Origin of the sequence: Thermodesulforhabdus norvegica (assembly GCF_900114975.1) — a bacterium.
In the GTDB taxonomy this organism is placed as follows: Bacteria; Desulfobacterota; Syntrophobacteria; order Syntrophobacterales; family Thermodesulforhabdaceae; genus Thermodesulforhabdus; species Thermodesulforhabdus norvegica.
Genome location: NZ_FOUU01000001.1, coordinates 544163 through 560238 on the forward strand (window position 1 = coordinate 544163; position 16076 = coordinate 560238).

Annotated in this window: 16 protein-coding genes; 8 read left to right on the forward strand and 8 right to left on the reverse strand. The window is 50.8% G+C overall.

The annotated features are described in order from the left end of the window. Window positions 1–8: 8 nt before the first annotated feature. Window positions 9–1625 (reverse strand): alpha-glucan family phosphorylase, encoded by a 1617-nt coding sequence (gene glgP / locus BM091_RS02635; RefSeq protein WP_093393258.1) that lies wholly within the window; start codon window positions 1623–1625, stop codon window positions 9–11. A gap of 192 nt (window positions 1626–1817) precedes the next feature. Between glgP and BM091_RS02640 the strand changes: the two genes are divergently transcribed. Further along, window positions 1818–2570, forward strand: a complete 753-nt coding sequence (locus BM091_RS02640) for a GGDEF domain-containing protein (RefSeq protein ID WP_093393259.1) — start codon at window positions 1818–1820, stop codon at window positions 2568–2570. Window positions 2571–2575: 5 nt separating this feature from the next. After that, window positions 2576–3271 carry a protein phosphatase CheZ gene (locus BM091_RS02645; RefSeq protein ID WP_093393261.1) on the forward strand — a complete coding sequence of 232 codons (696 nt, stop codon included), beginning with the start codon at window positions 2576–2578 and terminating at the stop codon, window positions 3269–3271. Between the two features lie 6 nt (window positions 3272–3277). On the opposite strand, the gene BM091_RS02650 is transcribed toward BM091_RS02645, so the two are convergent. The 5 genes from BM091_RS02650 to BM091_RS02670 all read right to left on the reverse strand — a co-directional run bounded on the left by BM091_RS02650 (window position 3278) and on the right by BM091_RS02670 (window position 7952). Beyond that, window positions 3278–4399: a response regulator gene (locus BM091_RS02650; protein WP_093393262.1), complete on the reverse strand. Its 1122-nt coding sequence runs from the start codon at window positions 4397–4399 to the stop codon at window positions 3278–3280. A gap of 17 nt (window positions 4400–4416) precedes the next feature. Beyond that, window positions 4417–5286: a two-component system sensor histidine kinase NtrB gene (locus BM091_RS02655; protein WP_093393264.1), complete on the reverse strand. Its 870-nt coding sequence runs from the start codon at window positions 5284–5286 to the stop codon at window positions 4417–4419. 82 nt (window positions 5287–5368) lie between these two features. Next, window positions 5369–6820: an FIST signal transduction protein gene (locus tag BM091_RS02660; RefSeq protein ID WP_093393265.1), complete on the reverse strand. Its 1452-nt coding sequence runs from the start codon at window positions 6818–6820 to the stop codon at window positions 5369–5371. Between the two features lie 27 nt (window positions 6821–6847). Then, window positions 6848–7570: a ferredoxin--NADP reductase gene (locus tag BM091_RS02665; protein WP_093393267.1), complete on the reverse strand. Its 723-nt coding sequence runs from the start codon at window positions 7568–7570 to the stop codon at window positions 6848–6850. Window positions 7571–7595: 25 nt separating this feature from the next. Continuing rightward, on the reverse strand, window positions 7596–7952 hold the full coding sequence (locus tag BM091_RS02670; RefSeq protein WP_093393268.1) for a hypothetical protein: 357 nt from the start codon (window positions 7950–7952) through the stop codon (window positions 7596–7598). A 92-nt stretch (window positions 7953–8044) separates the two neighbouring features. Between BM091_RS02670 and BM091_RS02675 the strand changes: the two genes are divergently transcribed. Beyond that, window positions 8045–9151: a M24 family metallopeptidase gene (locus tag BM091_RS02675; RefSeq protein WP_093393270.1), complete on the forward strand. Its 1107-nt coding sequence runs from the start codon at window positions 8045–8047 to the stop codon at window positions 9149–9151. Window positions 9152–9210: 59 nt separating this feature from the next. Here the strand turns inward: BM091_RS02675 and BM091_RS02680 are convergent, their stop codons facing one another. Continuing rightward, the gene (locus tag BM091_RS02680) at window positions 9211–10080 is read right to left on the reverse strand and encodes a thiamine pyrophosphate-dependent enzyme (RefSeq protein WP_093393271.1); all 870 of its coding nucleotides are present in this window, start codon (window positions 10078–10080) and stop codon (window positions 9211–9213) included. 16 nt (window positions 10081–10096) lie between these two features. Then, the gene (locus BM091_RS02685) at window positions 10097–11770 is read right to left on the reverse strand and encodes a 2-oxoacid:acceptor oxidoreductase subunit alpha (RefSeq protein WP_177193496.1); all 1674 of its coding nucleotides are present in this window, start codon (window positions 11768–11770) and stop codon (window positions 10097–10099) included. Window positions 11771–12034: 264 nt separating this feature from the next. On the opposite strand from BM091_RS02685, the gene BM091_RS02690 reads away from it, so the two are divergent. The 5 genes from BM091_RS02690 to cobA all read left to right on the forward strand — a co-directional run bounded on the left by BM091_RS02690 (window position 12035) and on the right by cobA (window position 15850). Further along, the gene (locus tag BM091_RS02690) at window positions 12035–12598 is read left to right on the forward strand and encodes a coiled-coil domain-containing protein (RefSeq protein WP_093393274.1); all 564 of its coding nucleotides are present in this window, start codon (window positions 12035–12037) and stop codon (window positions 12596–12598) included. 96 nt (window positions 12599–12694) lie between these two features. Then, window positions 12695–13072 carry a cyclophilin-like fold protein gene (locus tag BM091_RS02695; RefSeq protein ID WP_093393276.1) on the forward strand — a complete coding sequence of 126 codons (378 nt, stop codon included), beginning with the start codon at window positions 12695–12697 and terminating at the stop codon, window positions 13070–13072. 51 nt (window positions 13073–13123) lie between these two features. Next, window positions 13124–13357, forward strand: coding sequence for an FmdB family zinc ribbon protein (locus BM091_RS02700; RefSeq protein WP_093393277.1), 234 nt, complete (start codon window positions 13124–13126; stop codon window positions 13355–13357). A 14-nt stretch (window positions 13358–13371) separates the two neighbouring features. Next, window positions 13372–14322, forward strand: coding sequence for a hydroxymethylbilane synthase (gene hemC / locus BM091_RS02705; RefSeq protein ID WP_093393279.1), 951 nt, complete (start codon window positions 13372–13374; stop codon window positions 14320–14322). Then, window positions 14315–15850: a uroporphyrinogen-III C-methyltransferase gene (cobA, locus tag BM091_RS02710; RefSeq protein WP_093393280.1), complete on the forward strand. Its 1536-nt coding sequence runs from the start codon at window positions 14315–14317 to the stop codon at window positions 15848–15850. Before hemC ends, cobA begins: the two co-directional genes overlap by 8 nt. Window positions 15851–16076: the final 226 nt, after the last annotated feature.

The following is a 16076-nucleotide window of genomic DNA, read 5'->3' on the forward strand; positions in this document are numbered from 1 at the left end:
CTACCTCATTACAGGTAATACTTATGCAGGTACTCAAGAACCATCCTATGGGTATTGAAGTAAGGGGTTATGTCGGCAATTGAATGCTTCATAATCCGCGTCCATTGATGGGGCGCCGCATAATACATCGTGACCATGTCGTCGAGATCCCGGTACAGATCCATGGCCGCTTCCTCATCGGTCTGTTCCTCGTCATCGCCTATCGCCCACCCGTTAACCCTGTCCCTACAGGCCTCACGCCACCATCCGTCGAGCACGCTCATATTGACACCTCCGTTGAAACATACCTTCATACCGCTGGTCCCGCAGGCTTCCCTGGGTCTTCTCGGAGTGTTCAACCATACATCCGCACCCTGGGTCATTAGCTGCGCAAGCCACATGTTATAGTTGGGCAAAAACACAAGGCGCAGACGATCCTCGTAACGATGGGCAATTTCCACAATCTGCCTTATGAGATCCTTACCTGCTTGATCCTGAGGATGGGCCTTGCCCGCAAAGATGAACTGCACACGATCGTACGACAGATTAAGAAGGTATTCAATGTCTGTAAAGATGAGCGTAGCCCGTTTATATGCCGCTGCCCGCCTGGCAAAGCAAATCGTCAGCATTTCGTCGGTAAATCCAACACCTGTCAAAGAATTAACATATCTTATCAGCCTCTTTTTCGCCTCAAGCTTGGCAGATCTAATTGCATCATCGGGAATGTTCACAGCATCCCTGAGAACTTGAGGCTGTTTTCTCCATTCGGGCACATACGAATCGAAAAGCTTAGCAAATTCCGGTCCGGTCCAGGTCAGGTGATGAACTCCATTCGTTATGTGCCCTATGTCGTAGCCGGGAAACATCTGACGGGAGATCTCACCGTGAAGCTCACTAACCCCGTTGCTTGCACGGGAAAGGTTTAAAGCCAGGAGAGTCATGTTGAGACTCTCTTCTCCGGCCAGCTCTTTGATGTTGGACGGGAGGTAATCCCCCAGCACATGATAGGCCATATCATAGGGAAAGCGATCATGGCCTGCCGGTACCGGCGTGTGAGTCGTGAATATGCACCTGTGCCTAACCTTCTCTTCGTCGCCATCAAGATCCCTCAGCAAAGCAAGAGTCAAAAAAGCTGCGTGGCCTTCGTTCATGTGGTAGGTGGTTATGTCGGGTTCGAGTTTTTTGAGTATCAGATATCCCCCTATTCCGAGCACAACCTCCTGAACTATCCTTGTGTACTGGTCACCGCCGTAGAGGTACTGGGTTATCATCCTGTCTTCAGGGGCATTATCGGGAAGATCCGTATCGAGAAAATAAACACTGGTCTGCCCGTTCAGCCCACGGTAGCGATACTTCCACGCTCCTACCGCCACATTGCGACCGGCAATGGAAAGATTGACCTTAAAGGGGATCGGTTCCATGTAGCCCCGGGGATCGAAAAGTGGATATGCCTCAAGCTGTATGCCATCAGGAGTCAAATGCTGAAGAAAATAGCCCCGCTTGTAAAGCAGGGTAACTCCCACGACAGGCAGTGCAAGGTCCGCACTGGATTTCAGATGATCCCCTGCGAGAATCCCCAGCCCCCCTGAATAAGTGGGAATATTCTCGTCAATGCCGATTTCCATGGAAAAATATGCAATCTTCATCTCGCCCCTCACATTTTCCACCTTTAAAAACCCGGATACGCTTGAAAAGGCATATTATCGTTAACGGGACCGGGTAATCAACCGAATCTTATTTCGCAGGACTTCAAAGATGTTGTTGCAACGGGCACGATAATTTCCTAAATAGAAATTCTCGCTTAACTTTAACCGGTAACCCGAAACTGCGAAAAGCCTATGAAGGACTTGCTTAAGCAGATCATCGACAGCATACCATATCCTCTTGGTATTGTAGATACCCGCGGGGACATCATCCTGAATCCTGAAGCCCTGTCTCACATGGGACAGATCGAAATCCCTCAATGGCAACAAATGCTGGCAAACAGGATTACAACCTTTGAGGTCATTACCTCTTCCAGGCGACTTGTTGCGGTCCGGTCGGTACCGCTGACGGGAAGGGAAGCCCTTCTGGTATTCGAGGAGCCTGATCAAGCCGACATCCCCAGAGACGAACTCACCAACCTCATGACCCGCCACCATTTGCACAGTATCGGGGAAATCATACTCAGAGGCACTTCCCCTGATCGCAAAACTGCAATATTATTTCTGGATCTCGACGGCTTTAAACTCGTGAACGACACGCTGGGGCACGATGCAGGCGACGAAGTTCTCGTGGAAGTGGCAAGGCGCATGACCTCCGCCATACGATCTGTCGATCTATGCTTTCGATGGGGTGGTGACGAGTTCGTCATCATAACTCAGGGACTTACCGAAAAAATTCACTCAGGGCTTATTGCCCGAAGGATCATTAACGCCATAACCCGCCCTTTAGTCGTAAAAAAACGCGAAGCCCGGCTGGGTGTAAGCATTGGCATAGCCGTTGCTCCCGACGATGGATCCGATATCGACGAACTTCTTCGAAAGGCTGACAAGGCAATGTACGAAGCCAAAAAAAGCGGCGGTAATACTTATGCCTTTACCGTGGAGTAGCCTCAATGACCGATGAGAAAAAAATGCTGGAAGAACTTGCAGACAAGATTATCGAACGAATGGGACCGTCAATGCGTCAGACCTTAAGCCAGATCGTTCAGGACGAAGTGGTGAAAGCTTTAAGAAAAGCGCTTTATGACAGTGCTTTTTACAAGAATTTAAGTGAAGATGCCGTTAGCGGAATAGAGAAAATCTATTCAACCATAAGTTCGGTAAAAAAGGATATGAACATTGAAGGCATAATAGGTGACGCCTTTCAGAGCATTGAGAAATCCGAATCCATTCTCGATAGTGTTCTCAAAATAACCGAGGATGCCGCCCTTCAGATCATGGACATCATAGAAGAGATGCAGGATATTATCGGCGAAGCCAGGGAAAACCTTCTTGCCGACAACATGCAGGAAATACTGGACAGCATTAATCGGAAGCTGCTGGATATAATGACCCTGCTGAGCTTTCAGGATCTTGCAGGTCAAAAAATTAAAAAATTGATACAGGTTCTTAAAAATATCGAAGGAATCGCCTTTGAACTGTACATTCAAACAGAAGCGATAAGAAAAGCCAGAGATCTGGGTGAAGAGATTGATTACGAAGAACTTCGCGAAAGGGTCCGCCGACAAATGTTAAAGGAAAAACCTCAGGTTGAAGTTGTGGATCAATACGCCGTTGATGCCCTCATAGAATCCATAGCCGGATCGTGACCGATATCAATCCGAAAGCCTCTCGGCTATTCTTTCAAATTCGTTCTGTATCTCCACAAATGCGTCAATTACCAGGGGGTCAAAGTGAGTGCCCTTTTCGGCCAGTATAATCCCAACAGCATTGGAATGGGGAAGCGGTGCCTTGTAAGGTCTTCTGGATCTCAGGGCATCGTAAACATCGGACACGGCCACAATGCGTGCAGCAAGCGGAATTGAGTCACCCGCAAGCCCTGCGGGATAACCCATACCGTCCCACCTTTCATGATGGCTCATTGCGATCTCTATCCCCATCGCAATGAACTCATTCTTCGGATGCATCCGTAGAACATCTCTCAGAGCCGAGGCCCCGATCACGGTGTGTTGCTTCATGATCTCCATTTCTTCATCGGTGAGTCGCCCCGGTTTGAGAAGGATGGAGTCGGGTATCGCCACCTTTCCTATGTCGTGGAGGGGACTGGCTTCGAAAATGTTTTCAATGAATCTGGGCGTTACCACCTCGCTATAGTGTCCCATGCGGGCCAGTTGTTCCGCAAGCAACCGGGAGTATTCCCGAACCCGCTCAAGATGGTGCCCCGTGGCATCGTCCCTGTACTCGGCAAGTTTTGCCATTGCAAAGATGGTCGCCTTGTAGGCCTGGGTAAGTTCCTCTACTTTTTGCCGAACCAGAAATTCCAGATGATGCGAGTAGGCTTCCAGTTCCCGTTTCATCCTGTGGATTTTTAAATGAGTTTCCACCCTGGCCAGGAGTTCGTTGGTCCGAAAGGGTTTTTCTACGTAATCAACACTGCCGGATTCAAAACCGGCAACGATGTTCCCCTCCTCGTGCAACCCGCTTACGAATATGATGGGCACATCCCTGAGTGTGGGAATCTGCTTTATGCTTCGACAGACCTCATAACCGTTCATTCCCGGCATATTTATGTCCAGAAGGACCAGGTCGGGCGGGTTTTCTTTACAGTAAGCCAAGGCGGAAACTCCGTCGGTAAATCCACGAACACTGTATCCCCGGCGTGATAAAAGGGTGGTTATCATTTCAAGGCTTTCCTTCATGTCATCAACAACCACGATTTCCCCAGCGGGACGGCCTTCCACACCTCCGATAATTCCGCCAGAAGCCTTCAAATCCATGGGCTATTCCTCAAATCTCAGGAAAGGGTGGTCTCTTCTTCCTTTTTGGGTATGTAAAGATAAACCGATGTACCACTTCCTTCGGTTGAAGTAATCTCAACGGTTCCTCCCATGGCGCTCATAATAGAAAGGCTTTCCGCAAGCCCCAGACCCATACCTTTCTGCGTGCCCCTTTGCTTCGTGCTGTAGTAGGGATCAAACACCCTGTAAAGGAGTTCCGGTTTTATGCCCGGCCCTGAGTCCTTGATTTCCACAACGATATATGATCCCCCTTTAAGGGTGGGATGACTTGCCGATACAGAACGGTTCCAGAGAGAAACCTTTACACCCCCTTTTCCACCCGTGGCCTCTTCGGCGTTTTTCACCACGTTTTCAAAGGCTCTTCTCAGTAACTCAGGGTCTGCAATTACTCTGGCATCTTCAATGTAGCTCGTTAAGTCATACCGGCAGGGCGATTTTTTCATGATATCGGCCAGCCAAACCGGCAGTAATGTGTTAAGATCACATTCGCACAGATGGGGATGAATGTGCATTGTTGCATACAGGAGCCTTCTCACAAGATCGGCCGCCCTGAATACCGCTTCCTTCGCCCTTGAAAGTTTGTCGTAGGCGGGGGAGTCCGGAGAAATATCCTTCTGGGCAATTTCAACATTACCCGCTATTATCATCAAAAGGTTGTTAAAATCGTGAGCTATGCCTCCGGCGATGGTCATTGCAGTCTCGAACTTTCTTGCCAGCATTCGCACTTCCTCAAACCGCCTCTTTTCCGTTACATCCTGTATGAAGTGCAGGGTTGAGACAACGGAACCTTTTTCGTCATGCAGGGGCACAACCGTAACGGCAAGCCACCTGTTAAGGTCCGGTTCAAAAAACTCCCGGTGAAGCATTTCAGCCGTGAGTGCGGCCTTTTCTTTGAAACATCCCTCAGGAACATTTTTACACCCTTTGAAAAGTTCATAGCATCGCCATTCACCCCCACCTCCGGGGGGGGGGGGGGGGTAAAAGATTACGCAAAGTCCTGTTCATCCTGCGAACGACAAAGTCCTTATCTACCACCATGATGCCGAAGGGGGCGTTGTTAAAGGTATTTTCCCAATCCCGCACGGCCTCTTTGAGCTTTTCGGTCTGGATTTCGAGTTTTTCTGCAAGCAGCCGATTTTCCAGATAAGTCAGAGCCGCATCGGTCAGTTCATTTCCCAGAGCAAGACAGGAAACGGCTCCATGACACGCAACATTGGACCCGTCTCGGGCTACCCCCTGTTCGCCAAAAGAATAGAACCCCACAACGGGGCAGGATCCGACCATATTCCTGACACACTCCACTTCCGAATTCCTCAGATCCTGACCCATCATCACATGAACCAGAGCGCAGGAAAACATGAAAAGAACGGCAGGGCGCCGTATATTGGCCCGCCATAAAGCCATTGACGCGGCATGCTCTCCCACATGCTCCACATCAGGCCCCGGGATCATGAGTGAAAGGGCAGTCCCTTCCGACACGGGCTGTGCCACCCTGAGAGTTCCCCGATCCGTAAGGTAGGTCATGGGAATAACCTGATATCTCTGCTCCCGGGTTTTCACACCCAGGGCCTTACGGGCAAGAGCCGAAACGCTTATTTCCGTTAACCTGGAAACGGGCATGCCCAGAAGTGACGGCAGGACTTCCATTACCGGTTTACCGTTAAGTTCCAGAATCTCATGGCCCTTCACTCTGGTAACCATCAGGCTCCTATCCTGAGGCACAAAACCGTGATACATGCCCATACCGTGACGAAGAGAGGTTTCAAAAATCGCTACGGCTACTCCATCGGCAATTACCCTGTTCCCGACGAAAACGCTGTTTTCGTCTCTTTCTCCCGGAGCGTTCCCCGCACATCCTCCGAAAAAAGGAATTTCAAAGGAAGTCGCTTCCCTGAGAGAGGTAAATATCTCATAGGCTCTGGTATCAGCGGATCTGGTCGTTCCTGCCGTGAACATAACACCGAAAATCGATTTCCCCGATCGCCTGAGTTCTCTACGGTAATCGTCTTTCAGCAGACCCTCTAAATCCCCCTGAGAAAAAATCGACCGAAGAGCCTTCTTATAATCACGATTTGCACCTTCAGCACCCCAGACCCCGACGACATCCAGAAAAGGGGAAGCAATCAGAACAACGCTCAGCGACCCCTTTTTCGGCTCGTTCAGGATTTCACCCGCCGTCGTACATCCGAGAACGGGAATCTGCCCGAGTAATCTGGTAACCGTAGAGGGAACTTCACCTGTGGCATAGCGCTGAGCGGCAAAAATAAAACATACCGAAGGATCATAACGGCCTAAATTCTCTAAAGCCTTTAGTATTGCCTCCCTGCAGGCCTTCGCCGGCTCGGGATGAAAAGAAAAACCCGTCCCGATTTCGACGTAAATCCCCTGTTCGTTGCTCATGGTCTCCTCTCAAAGAAAACCAAAACATCACCGTCCCGTTCCAAATCCTTCGAGCTTTATTCGCTCCTGAACAATCCCCATCCCTGCAAGCATTTTTTGCGTTGCATCGACCATCGAAGGCGGACCGGCCACAAAGTAGATAGCATCCCGCCAGGAGTCGAAGTGTTTCCCGATCAACTCCACAGAAACTCTACCTGTTTCACCATCCCATCCGCCCTGCCCCGGAGATACCCTGGTCATCGTGGGTACGAAGGTAAAATTCTTAAACCGGCCGGACCATTCGAAAAACTCCTGCAGAAAAACCGCTTCTTCGGGGGTTTTGCTGGAATAAAAAAGAGCCAGAGGGTGAGTCCATCCCGTCTTCAGAGCATGTAAAACCATCGAGCGGAAGGGTGTTATGCCAACACCACCTGCGATCATTACAACCGGCCCTTCGGCCTCTTCGGGAAAAACCAGATTCCCCCGGGGATCATCTACAAATACCTCATCACCGGCAGATAACCTTTGAAGCGTTTTTTTGAAGGCACTTTCCGAAAGCCCTGTTGCAAAGAGAAGGAAGTCCTCGAAAGGAGCCGAAGCTATACTTAAGGGCCGAGCAAGCCCTTTTTCGTCGGAAAAGCCCTTTTCGGGAAGCGACAAAACCGTCCACTGACCGGGCTTAAAGGCGAATCCGCGCGGTTTCTCAAGCTTCAAAACCGCAACGGTTCCCGTCTTGGATACCCGATCGACCACCCTGACGCTGTAACCCACAATCACCCCCTTAACATGTTAAGGATTAACCTTTCTTTTTCTTCTGCTTCCTGAGTTCGGCAAGCGACACAACCTTACCGCCTCGCCCCTCGTCGCCGCCCTTTACGCCGTCAACATCCTCTTCCTCTTCCAGGTCTTCAAGCGGCTCCGGTGGAGCTTCAACCCTTTCCATACGGATCGGCGTTCCGCCCATGGTGAATTCTGCACCGTTTATGTATTCTTCTCTCAAAATCCAGGTGACAACCACAAAAGGAATTTGAAGAATCAGCATCTTTACACGAAACCACAGAGGCTTCACGTCCGGCGTTATGGCCTCAATTCTGGCAAAAAAAGCCGGTTTGTTCTCCACATACACCAGCACCACGTCACCTTCACGGGTCATATCATGCCCCCTTTTGACTGGACTTTCTCTTTTTTCTCCATAATAAAATCTTCGGGCCGGTTGTCCAGACAATTCAAAAATAGGGTTTAGTAATGAAAGAGGCGAGAATTGAAAAAGTTCGAAAGTGGATGGCTTCGGCGGGACTCGATGCCTTCATCGTAACGGAACCGGAGAACCGGTACTACCTGAGCGGATTTTCCGCCGAAGATCCCATTCCTTCAGAAATATCGGGTTTTCTCTTAATAACGGAAACAGAGCTGGCAATTCTGACCGATGCTCGATACGGCGAGCAGGCGGAAGGCGAAGCCCCCGATTTTGATGTCCTCCTTTACGGCAATGAAGGGGCCTGCGAAACGGTTGCCCGCGTTCTTGCGGAATCAGGCGCAAAAAGGTGCGCTTTTGAAGATCACCACCTGAGCGTTGAAACCTTCCGGGCAATTTCCGATGCTCTGAAGGAAATGGGTAAGTCGGTGGAATTCGTGCCGGCCAGGCGATGCGTCGAGGGTATGAGGGCGGTTAAGGACGAGGAAGAAATCGAGCTAATTCGAGAATCTCTTCAGCTCACCGAAAGTGTGATGGAAGAAGTCCTGCATCTTCTTGGAAAAGGGCTTTCGGAGCGTGATATTGCGTGGTTTACTGAAAGGCGCATGAGAGAAACGGGGGCAGAGGCCCTTGCTTTCCCGCCCATCGTTGCAAGTGGCCCGCGATCTGCACTGCCTCACGCCTCGCCCACCCATCGCATACCCGGCCTCGGCGAACCCGTAGTGATCGACATAGGAGCCCGCAAAAACCGCTACTGCTCTGATATGACCCGGACCTTTTTTCTCGGGCAGATTCCCCGAAAATGGATAGAACGGTACAAAATAGTTCGGGAAGCACAGATGGCCGCCCAGGAAGCAATCAAACCCGGGATTATGACAGACCAGGTGGACCGTATTGCAAGGAAAATCATCGAGGATGCGGGATACGGTGACCTTTTCGGTCACGGTCTCGGTCACGGGGTGGGGCTTGCCGTACATGAACTGCCACGCCTGAGAAAGTCTTCCTCGACAATGCTCGAGCCCAATATGATCGTAACGGTCGAACCGGGCATATACTTTAAGGGCGAAGGCGGTATAAGACTGGAGAACATGGTCAGGGTTACGGAGGGAGGCTTTGAAATATTAAACCGCAAGAGCCTGTTTATCCTGGAGGACTGAATCATCACAGCCGATGGAGTTATAGATCGTTAAAAGAACCCCGTAAGCCCCCCGTACGATTAATCATTCTGCCCCGGTCTGAACATCTGAAGGACTTCTGAAATAACCTCAGCTCCTTCCGGGTCAATTCCGACGAGTCGCTCCATCCCCGACCTCCTGAAAAAATCTTCCCCAAAGACCGGCTTCGGGTCTCCCTTATAGAGAACCCCTACGGCAAAATCATTCCTCAGGGCAAGATCAAGGGCTTTTCCAAAATCCGACGGATCGTGCTCACCCTCGATGTAGCTGACCCGTTCTCGAAACCAATCCAGGGGTCTGGGATCCCAGGTTATACAGGGCTGGATGATGTCGACAAGAGCACAGCCCCTGTAGGAAACAGCTTGAACCATCAGTTCCGCAAGATGTTCAACATCCAGAGCAAACCCGCGAGCCACGAAACCACATCCGGCAACGAGGGCGAGCGCCAGAGGAGACAGGGGAGGCTCAAGGACTCCTCGCAACTGAAGCGTTCGGCGTTCGCCAAGAGGCGTGGTCGGCGATGCCTGACCCTTGGTAAGAGCATAAATTGAGTTGTTGTGGACGAAAATCGATATATCGGGATTCCTTCGGAAGGTATGGAGAAAATGATTACCCCCTTCGCCGTAGCAATCCCCGTCTCCCGTTGTGACTATGACCTTGAGAGACGGATTGGAGACGGCTATCCCTGTGGCAACGGGAAGTGCACGGCCGTGCAAACCGTTAAAAAAGTTGCAGGCTATATAATGAGGCAACTTTGCAGCCTGGCCGATTCCTGAAACGAGACAGATGTCCCGGGGCTTCAGACCAAGGGATGCGAGAGCCTGTTTCAGGGCCCTCAGGATCATATGATTGGGACAACCCGGACACCACTGAATTTCCGTTACCACATTGTAATCTTTTACGCCAACCATAGAACACGCCTCCTGATCAGGCTCTGAAGTTCGTAACGATCCACTCTGCCGTAATCGGTAACCCATCGTACCTTAAAATTGGGGCATCCATCGAAATACCGTACTCACAGGCAAAGAGCCTGCCGAACTGAGATGTCATGTTCTGTTCAACGGCAATCCAGCGTCGGCCTTCTGGAAGAGAAATTTCCGGAAGAGGCCAGACTCCGGGGAAATGAAGGCATCCCACCTTCTTTCCCTCTTCCCGCAACCTGTCCACCGCCTCTAAAAGAGCATTCCGAACCGATCCCCAGCACACAAAGACGGTTTCGGCATCTTCAAGAAGATAGAAAAGCGGTTGAGGAACCATTTTCCGAAGAGATTTCATCTTTCGCATTCTCTTCTCCATCATCGGACGGGCCACCTCTGCAAGGTTCTCCGTAATGTGCCCCCACTCGTCGTGTTCATCGCTATCGGCTCCTACCAGGTGAGAGCTCTGGCCCGGGTAGAGGCGTGGTGACACTCCATCCTCCGTAACAGCGTAACGTCTGTACTCGCCGATGTTTTCGGGATCGGCCAGGAAAAATTCTGGCCCCACCTCTCCGGGATCAAAGTCCTTTATGGAAAACTGCGAGTCTGCCAGGAACTGATCGGTCATTATAATGACGGGAATTTGAAATCTATCGGCCAGGTTAAAAGCCGTAACGGTCAGCCGAAAGGCTTCCACGGGGTCTGCCGGAGCCAGAACACAACGGGGGAATTCTCCATGACCGGCATGAAGGGCGAAAAGCAGGTCACCCTGAGCGGTTCGGGTGGGAAGCCCTGTTGCCGGACCGGGTCTCTGGGCGAGCACCACCACCAGAGGGGTTTCGGTCATGCCGGAAAGGCTTAAAGCTTCAACCATAAGGGCAAATCCACCTCCTGATGTAGCCGTCATGGCCCTGCACCCAGCAAATTGAGCCCCGATGACCATGTTAACGGCGGCAATCTCATCTTCGGCCTGTTCCGTCAGAACCTCCAACCGGTCTTCCTGTTGGGCAAGAAAGGTTATAATGCCCGTTGAAGGAGTCATCGGGTAAGCCGCCATAAAGCGGCAACCCGCCCTGACAGCTCCCAGAGCAATGGCCGGTTGGCCGTTGATGAGATAATATTCTTCTGACCTCTTTTCCAGTTTCCAGGGGCAGATGCCTTTGCAGGATTTTTCCGCCATTTCGTAGCCGGTTTTTAGCGCCTCGAGGTTTCTGGCAACTATATCATTGCCCTTGTCCGCAAAGGTTTTTTCCACGGTAGCAGCTATGACATCGAGGTCGGCTCCCAGCATTCCCCAGAGCACCCCAAGAGCCAGAGAATTGGCATATACGGGTTTACCCCATCTTTCCGTTGCCGTTTTTGAGAAGGGGACGGCAAGAGGCGAGTCAGTAGCTCCTTCACCGACAAGGATACCGCCATCGCGAAGCCATGAACGATACTTGTCTGCCGCAGGTCCATTGAGGGCAACCAGAATATCACAGTCCATTCGAGGACTGTTTATGGGCCGATCGGTTATTCTGATCGAGTAGCTGTTAAGCCCTCCTCGTATGCGAGATTCGTATTCCTGCCAGGAAAAAACGGCATACCCAAGCCGCGAAATTGAACGGGCGAGTACCGAACCTATCGTCTGTATCCCTTCGCCCGCGGCTCCCGAGATGGCAATGTTAACGTCAAGCAACGCCACTGTTGTCCTCCTGCTACGAAGTTTATGTGAAAATTTTTCCTGCATAACGCACGGTTTACTTTTATTGAAGATATTCGCACGAAATAAAAAAGAAAAGCATTATTAGCTTACGAGTATGGACGCCTGCTACAAAAAGCACACCCGGATGTGCTAACGCCTTCAGCCTTTGGAAAGGACACAAGCCATCTTTCCAATTGCAGGATAGGGGAAAAAAGGCTAGATTACAAACTAAAAGGCGGTGTGACTTTGCCTCAGGAGGTTTTTATGGATGTACAAAAACTTGCAGAAACCATAAAAAACCTTGTCATCGGGGAACTAAGAAATGAGCTGAACAATTTCAGATCCGAGGTTTCCGGACATCTGAAAGGATACGGCCTCGCTATCGAAACCCTCGCTTCCAGAATGAACGGCATTGACGCCACCGTTAAGGACATAAGAGATGAGCTAAGAAATTTGAACGATAGAATCGACGAAACAAACAAGAGAATCGACGAAACAAATAAAAGAATCGATGAGACAAACAAAAGGATTGACGAACTAAGAGCAGAATTAAAAGCCGAAATTAACCAAAACACCACCAGAATCGATGTAGTAAACAAAAGAATCGATGAGACAAATAAAAGAATTGACGAGCTAAGAGCAGAATTAAAAGCCGAAATTAACCAAAATACCACCAGAATCGATGTAGTAAACAAAAGAATCGACGCCATTTTTGTAGAAATGCTGAAAATCAGAGAAAACCTTGAAAAAGCGCTTCAGACCAAAGCCCTGATTGAAGATATTATCGTGAGAGTCGAACGGCTGGAGTCAAAGGTTTTAAGTCAGTAATAGTGCACAGCCCCGTCTTTACAACCTCGAGGCCTAATCTGAATCGAGGCAGGAAACCCCAGATCAATATACAACTGTAACCGGAGGGAAAACGGTATGGGAGAACGCATCAAAATAACGGCCGGTCCGATCGTGCTTGAAGCAGAGCTCGGAGATACGGAGACAGCCCGGGAAGTGATAAAAGCGCTCCCCATTGAGTCCACCGCCCAGACCTGGGGAGATGAAATATACTTCACGATCCCCGTACAGATGGGAAGAGACGACACGGCAAGGGATGTAGTCGGAATGGGTGAAATCGGCTATTGGCCTCCGGGAAGAGCTTTTTGCATTTTCTTCGGCCCGACACCCGCCAGTGAAGGCAACGAAATCCGGGCCGCCAGCGCCGTCAACATAATAGGACGGGTACTCGGAGACCCGACAGTTCTGAAGCAGGTTAAAGACGGAGATATTGTAAGATTGGAAAAAAAGGATTAGTTTAAAAAAGCCTGATCAGGGCGAACGAAAACTCCAACGGAGGTGTCCGAGGTGCCCATTTACGAATACGAATGCCCTAAATGCAATTGTAGATTCGAGCAACTGGTTTTTCGGCAGAGTGAAAAGGTCTGCTGTCCCGAGTGCGGATCATCAGAAGTTTCCAGGTGTATGTCTATTTTCGGCTTCAAGAGTGGAGGGGACAAAGGAGCCGCAAGCAGCCGTATGGGTTCATCCGGGTCCGGGTGTTCGGGCTGCAGGGCCACTTCCTGTGCATCCTGCCACTAAACCGGGGCGTCGAAGTGGAGAGGATTGTCCTGGGAACCCGGGGTAGTAAACTCGCCCTGAAGCAAACGGAAATAGTAAAAAACCTCCTGGTAAAACATTACCCCGGGCTCCGGATAGAAGTCGTTACGATAAAGACCACGGGAGATCGCATAACCGATGTTCCCCTTGCCCGAATAGGTGGTAAGGGGCTTTTCGTAAAAGAGATCGAAGAGGCCCTCCTTGAAGGGCGTATAGATGCAGCCGTGCACAGCATGAAGGATGTTCCCTCTGTACTCCCGGAAGGCCTTGAAATCGTGGCAATTCCCCCGCGCGAGGATCCTAGAGATGTTATAGTATGCCCCGGCGGATACGACCTTGCGACTCTGCCCCGGGGTGCCGTGGTCGGAACCAGCAGCCTTAGAAGGGCTTCGCAGATCAGACACCGCCGTCCTGATCTGCAGGTTCAGGTGCTCCGGGGAAATCTGGACACCCGCCTCAGGAAGGTTATGTCCGGACAGTACGACGCTGTAATACTCGCAGCCGCCGGAATCCGCAGAATGGGTTGGGATGAGGCCATAACGGCCTATCTGGACCCTGAAGAATTTCTGCCTGCGGTGGGACAGGGAGCAATCGGCATCGAAGCAAGAAGTAATGACGAGATCACCAGGGAAATTCTGAGGCCTCTCCACGACGAAGCCACGGCCAGGGCAGTTGAAGCAGAGCGAAGCTTTTTAAGAACCCTCGAAGGAGGGTGTCAGGTTCCCATAGGAGCACACTGCTTCGTTGAAAGCGGACGGCTCCGCATAATCGGCATGGTTTCATCTATTGACGGATCAAGCATGTATCGCGAAGAGGTCGTGGGTTTATGGAGCGAAGCCGAAGAACTGGGTCGGAACCTGGCAATGCGCATTTTGCAGGCGGGAGCAAAAGCCGTGCTGGACGAAATCTATGCCGCCTTGCCGAAAAAGGGAACCTTCTATGAGTAAAGCAATTACCGGTAAGGTATATTTAGTGGGTGCAGGACCCGGCGACCCGGGCCTGATCACCGTTAAGGGGCTAGACCTGATCGCTCAGGCCGACTGCATAATTTACGACTATCTGGCCAATGAAGCGTTGCTATCCCACGCTCGCCCGAATGCGGAAAAGATTTACGTGGGCAAGCAGGGCGGTCGTCATTCCATGAGCCAGGAAGAGATAAACAGGCTTCTCGTGGAAAAAGGCCGATACCTTAAGGTAGTGCGCCTGAAAGGAGGCGATCCTTTTGTTTTCGGGCGGGGCGGAGAAGAAGCGGAAGTTCTGAAAGAGGCGGGTATCCCTTTTGAGGTCGTCCCGGGAGTAACTTCGGCAGTTGCGGCCCCTGCATATGCCGGCATCCCTCTTTCACACAGAGACTTCACGGCTTCAATAGCCTTTGTCACCGGTCACGAACGTGAAGACCGGCAGGACTCTAAGGTAAACTGGAAGGCTCTGGCAGAACTTAAAGGCACACTGGCTTTCTTCATGGGAGTAAAAAACTTACCCTACATTGTGGACCGACTGATTCACTACGGCGCCCCGAAGGATACACCCGTAGCCGTTATCAGGTGGGGAACCACGCCGAGGCAGAAGTCGGTCACGGGAACGCTGGGCGATATTGTGGAGCGAGTAAAGGAGGCAGGGATTACCCCGCCTGCCATAATCGTCGTGGGTTCTGTGGTAACGCTGAGAGACCGGCTGAATTGGTTTGAAACCAGGCCGCTTTTTGGAAAAAGAATTATCATCACAAGAACCCGCACACAGGCAAGCGAGCTCCGACGCGAGCTGGAGGCTCTGGGAGCCGACTGCATAGAGTTTCCCACCATAGAAATTATCGATCCTCCTTCGTGGGATGCCGTAGACGAGGCCTGCAAAAACCTCGAAAGCTACGACTGGGTCATTTTCACAAGCGTTAACGGCGTTGATCGGTTTTTCGACAGGCTTCTGTATCACGGCCTGGACGGCCGGGCTCTTGGAAAATGCAGGATTGCGGCCATAGGGCCGGCAACGGCCCGAAGGCTTCAGAACTACTTCATAAGAGCCGACGTTATACCGGATGGCTACAGAGCAGAAGAACTGATAAAGGCCCTTCCGGAGGAGCAGATAAAAAGAGCGAAGGTCTTAATACCTCGTGCCCTGGTTGCAAGAGACCTTCTTCCGGAAACTCTGAAGGACATGGGCGCTCATGTAGATGTCGTACCGGTCTATCAGACAGTGAGGGCTTCGGGAGAAAGAGCCCGGGAAACGGCGGAAATGCTTAAAGAGGGCTCTATTGACTTCATCACCTTTACATCATCTTCAACGGTAACCAACTTCGTTTCCATTATGGAACCCTGGGGGGGTGTATCCCTTTTACGAGATGTAAAGGTCGCATCCATCGGGCCAATAACCACGGAAACGGCGCATTCACTGGGCATAAAAGTCACGATAACGGCCCGAGAATACACCATAAGAGGCCTTGTTGAAGCCATCACGGAATTCTTTACCGCCCGGGTTTAAACATTCCTTTCAAAGTCAAAGAATCAACGAAAATTACCGTGCCGACGTAAATTGCCGGCAGCGCCTTTATTAAGAGAAGCAAAGCTATTTCACCGCCCTGTAAAAATCTCGATGTTCCTCCCGTAGTCCGTTTCTGTCACGCTTGACTCCTGCAAGCTGATAATATAATTATGTCATTAGATGTATTTTGGATTGTCATGTGTGTGTAATAAGTTACATGTATATT

What these genes read in the sequence shown, in the direction of transcription:
- BM091_RS02690 (WP_093393274.1), top strand. Translation starts at nt 12,035, where the DNA reads ATGGATGTACAAAAACTTGCAGAAACCATAAAAAACCTTGTCATCGGG.
- glgP (WP_093393258.1), bottom strand. Translation starts at nt 1,625, where the DNA reads ATGAAGATTGCATATTTTTCCATGGAAATCGGCATTGACGAGAATATT.
- BM091_RS02660 (WP_093393265.1), bottom strand. Translation starts at nt 6,820, where the DNA reads ATGAGCAACGAACAGGGGATTTACGTCGAAATCGGGACGGGTTTTTCT.
- BM091_RS02655 (WP_093393264.1), bottom strand. Translation starts at nt 5,286, where the DNA reads ATGCTTCACCGGGAGTTTTTTGAACCGGACCTTAACAGGTGGCTTGCC.
- BM091_RS02675 (WP_093393270.1), top strand. Translation starts at nt 8,045, where the DNA reads ATGAAAGAGGCGAGAATTGAAAAAGTTCGAAAGTGGATGGCTTCGGCG.
- BM091_RS02695 (WP_093393276.1), top strand. Translation starts at nt 12,695, where the DNA reads ATGGGAGAACGCATCAAAATAACGGCCGGTCCGATCGTGCTTGAAGCA.
- cobA (WP_093393280.1), top strand. Translation starts at nt 14,315, where the DNA reads ATGAGTAAAGCAATTACCGGTAAGGTATATTTAGTGGGTGCAGGACCC.
- BM091_RS02650 (WP_093393262.1), bottom strand. Translation starts at nt 4,399, where the DNA reads ATGGATTTGAAGGCTTCTGGCGGAATTATCGGAGGTGTGGAAGGCCGT.
- BM091_RS02670 (WP_093393268.1), bottom strand. Translation starts at nt 7,952, where the DNA reads ATGACCCGTGAAGGTGACGTGGTGCTGGTGTATGTGGAGAACAAACCG.
- BM091_RS02680 (WP_093393271.1), bottom strand. Translation starts at nt 10,080, where the DNA reads ATGGTTGGCGTAAAAGATTACAATGTGGTAACGGAAATTCAGTGGTGT.
- BM091_RS02640 (WP_093393259.1), top strand. Translation starts at nt 1,818, where the DNA reads ATGAAGGACTTGCTTAAGCAGATCATCGACAGCATACCATATCCTCTT.
- BM091_RS02645 (WP_093393261.1), top strand. Translation starts at nt 2,576, where the DNA reads ATGACCGATGAGAAAAAAATGCTGGAAGAACTTGCAGACAAGATTATC.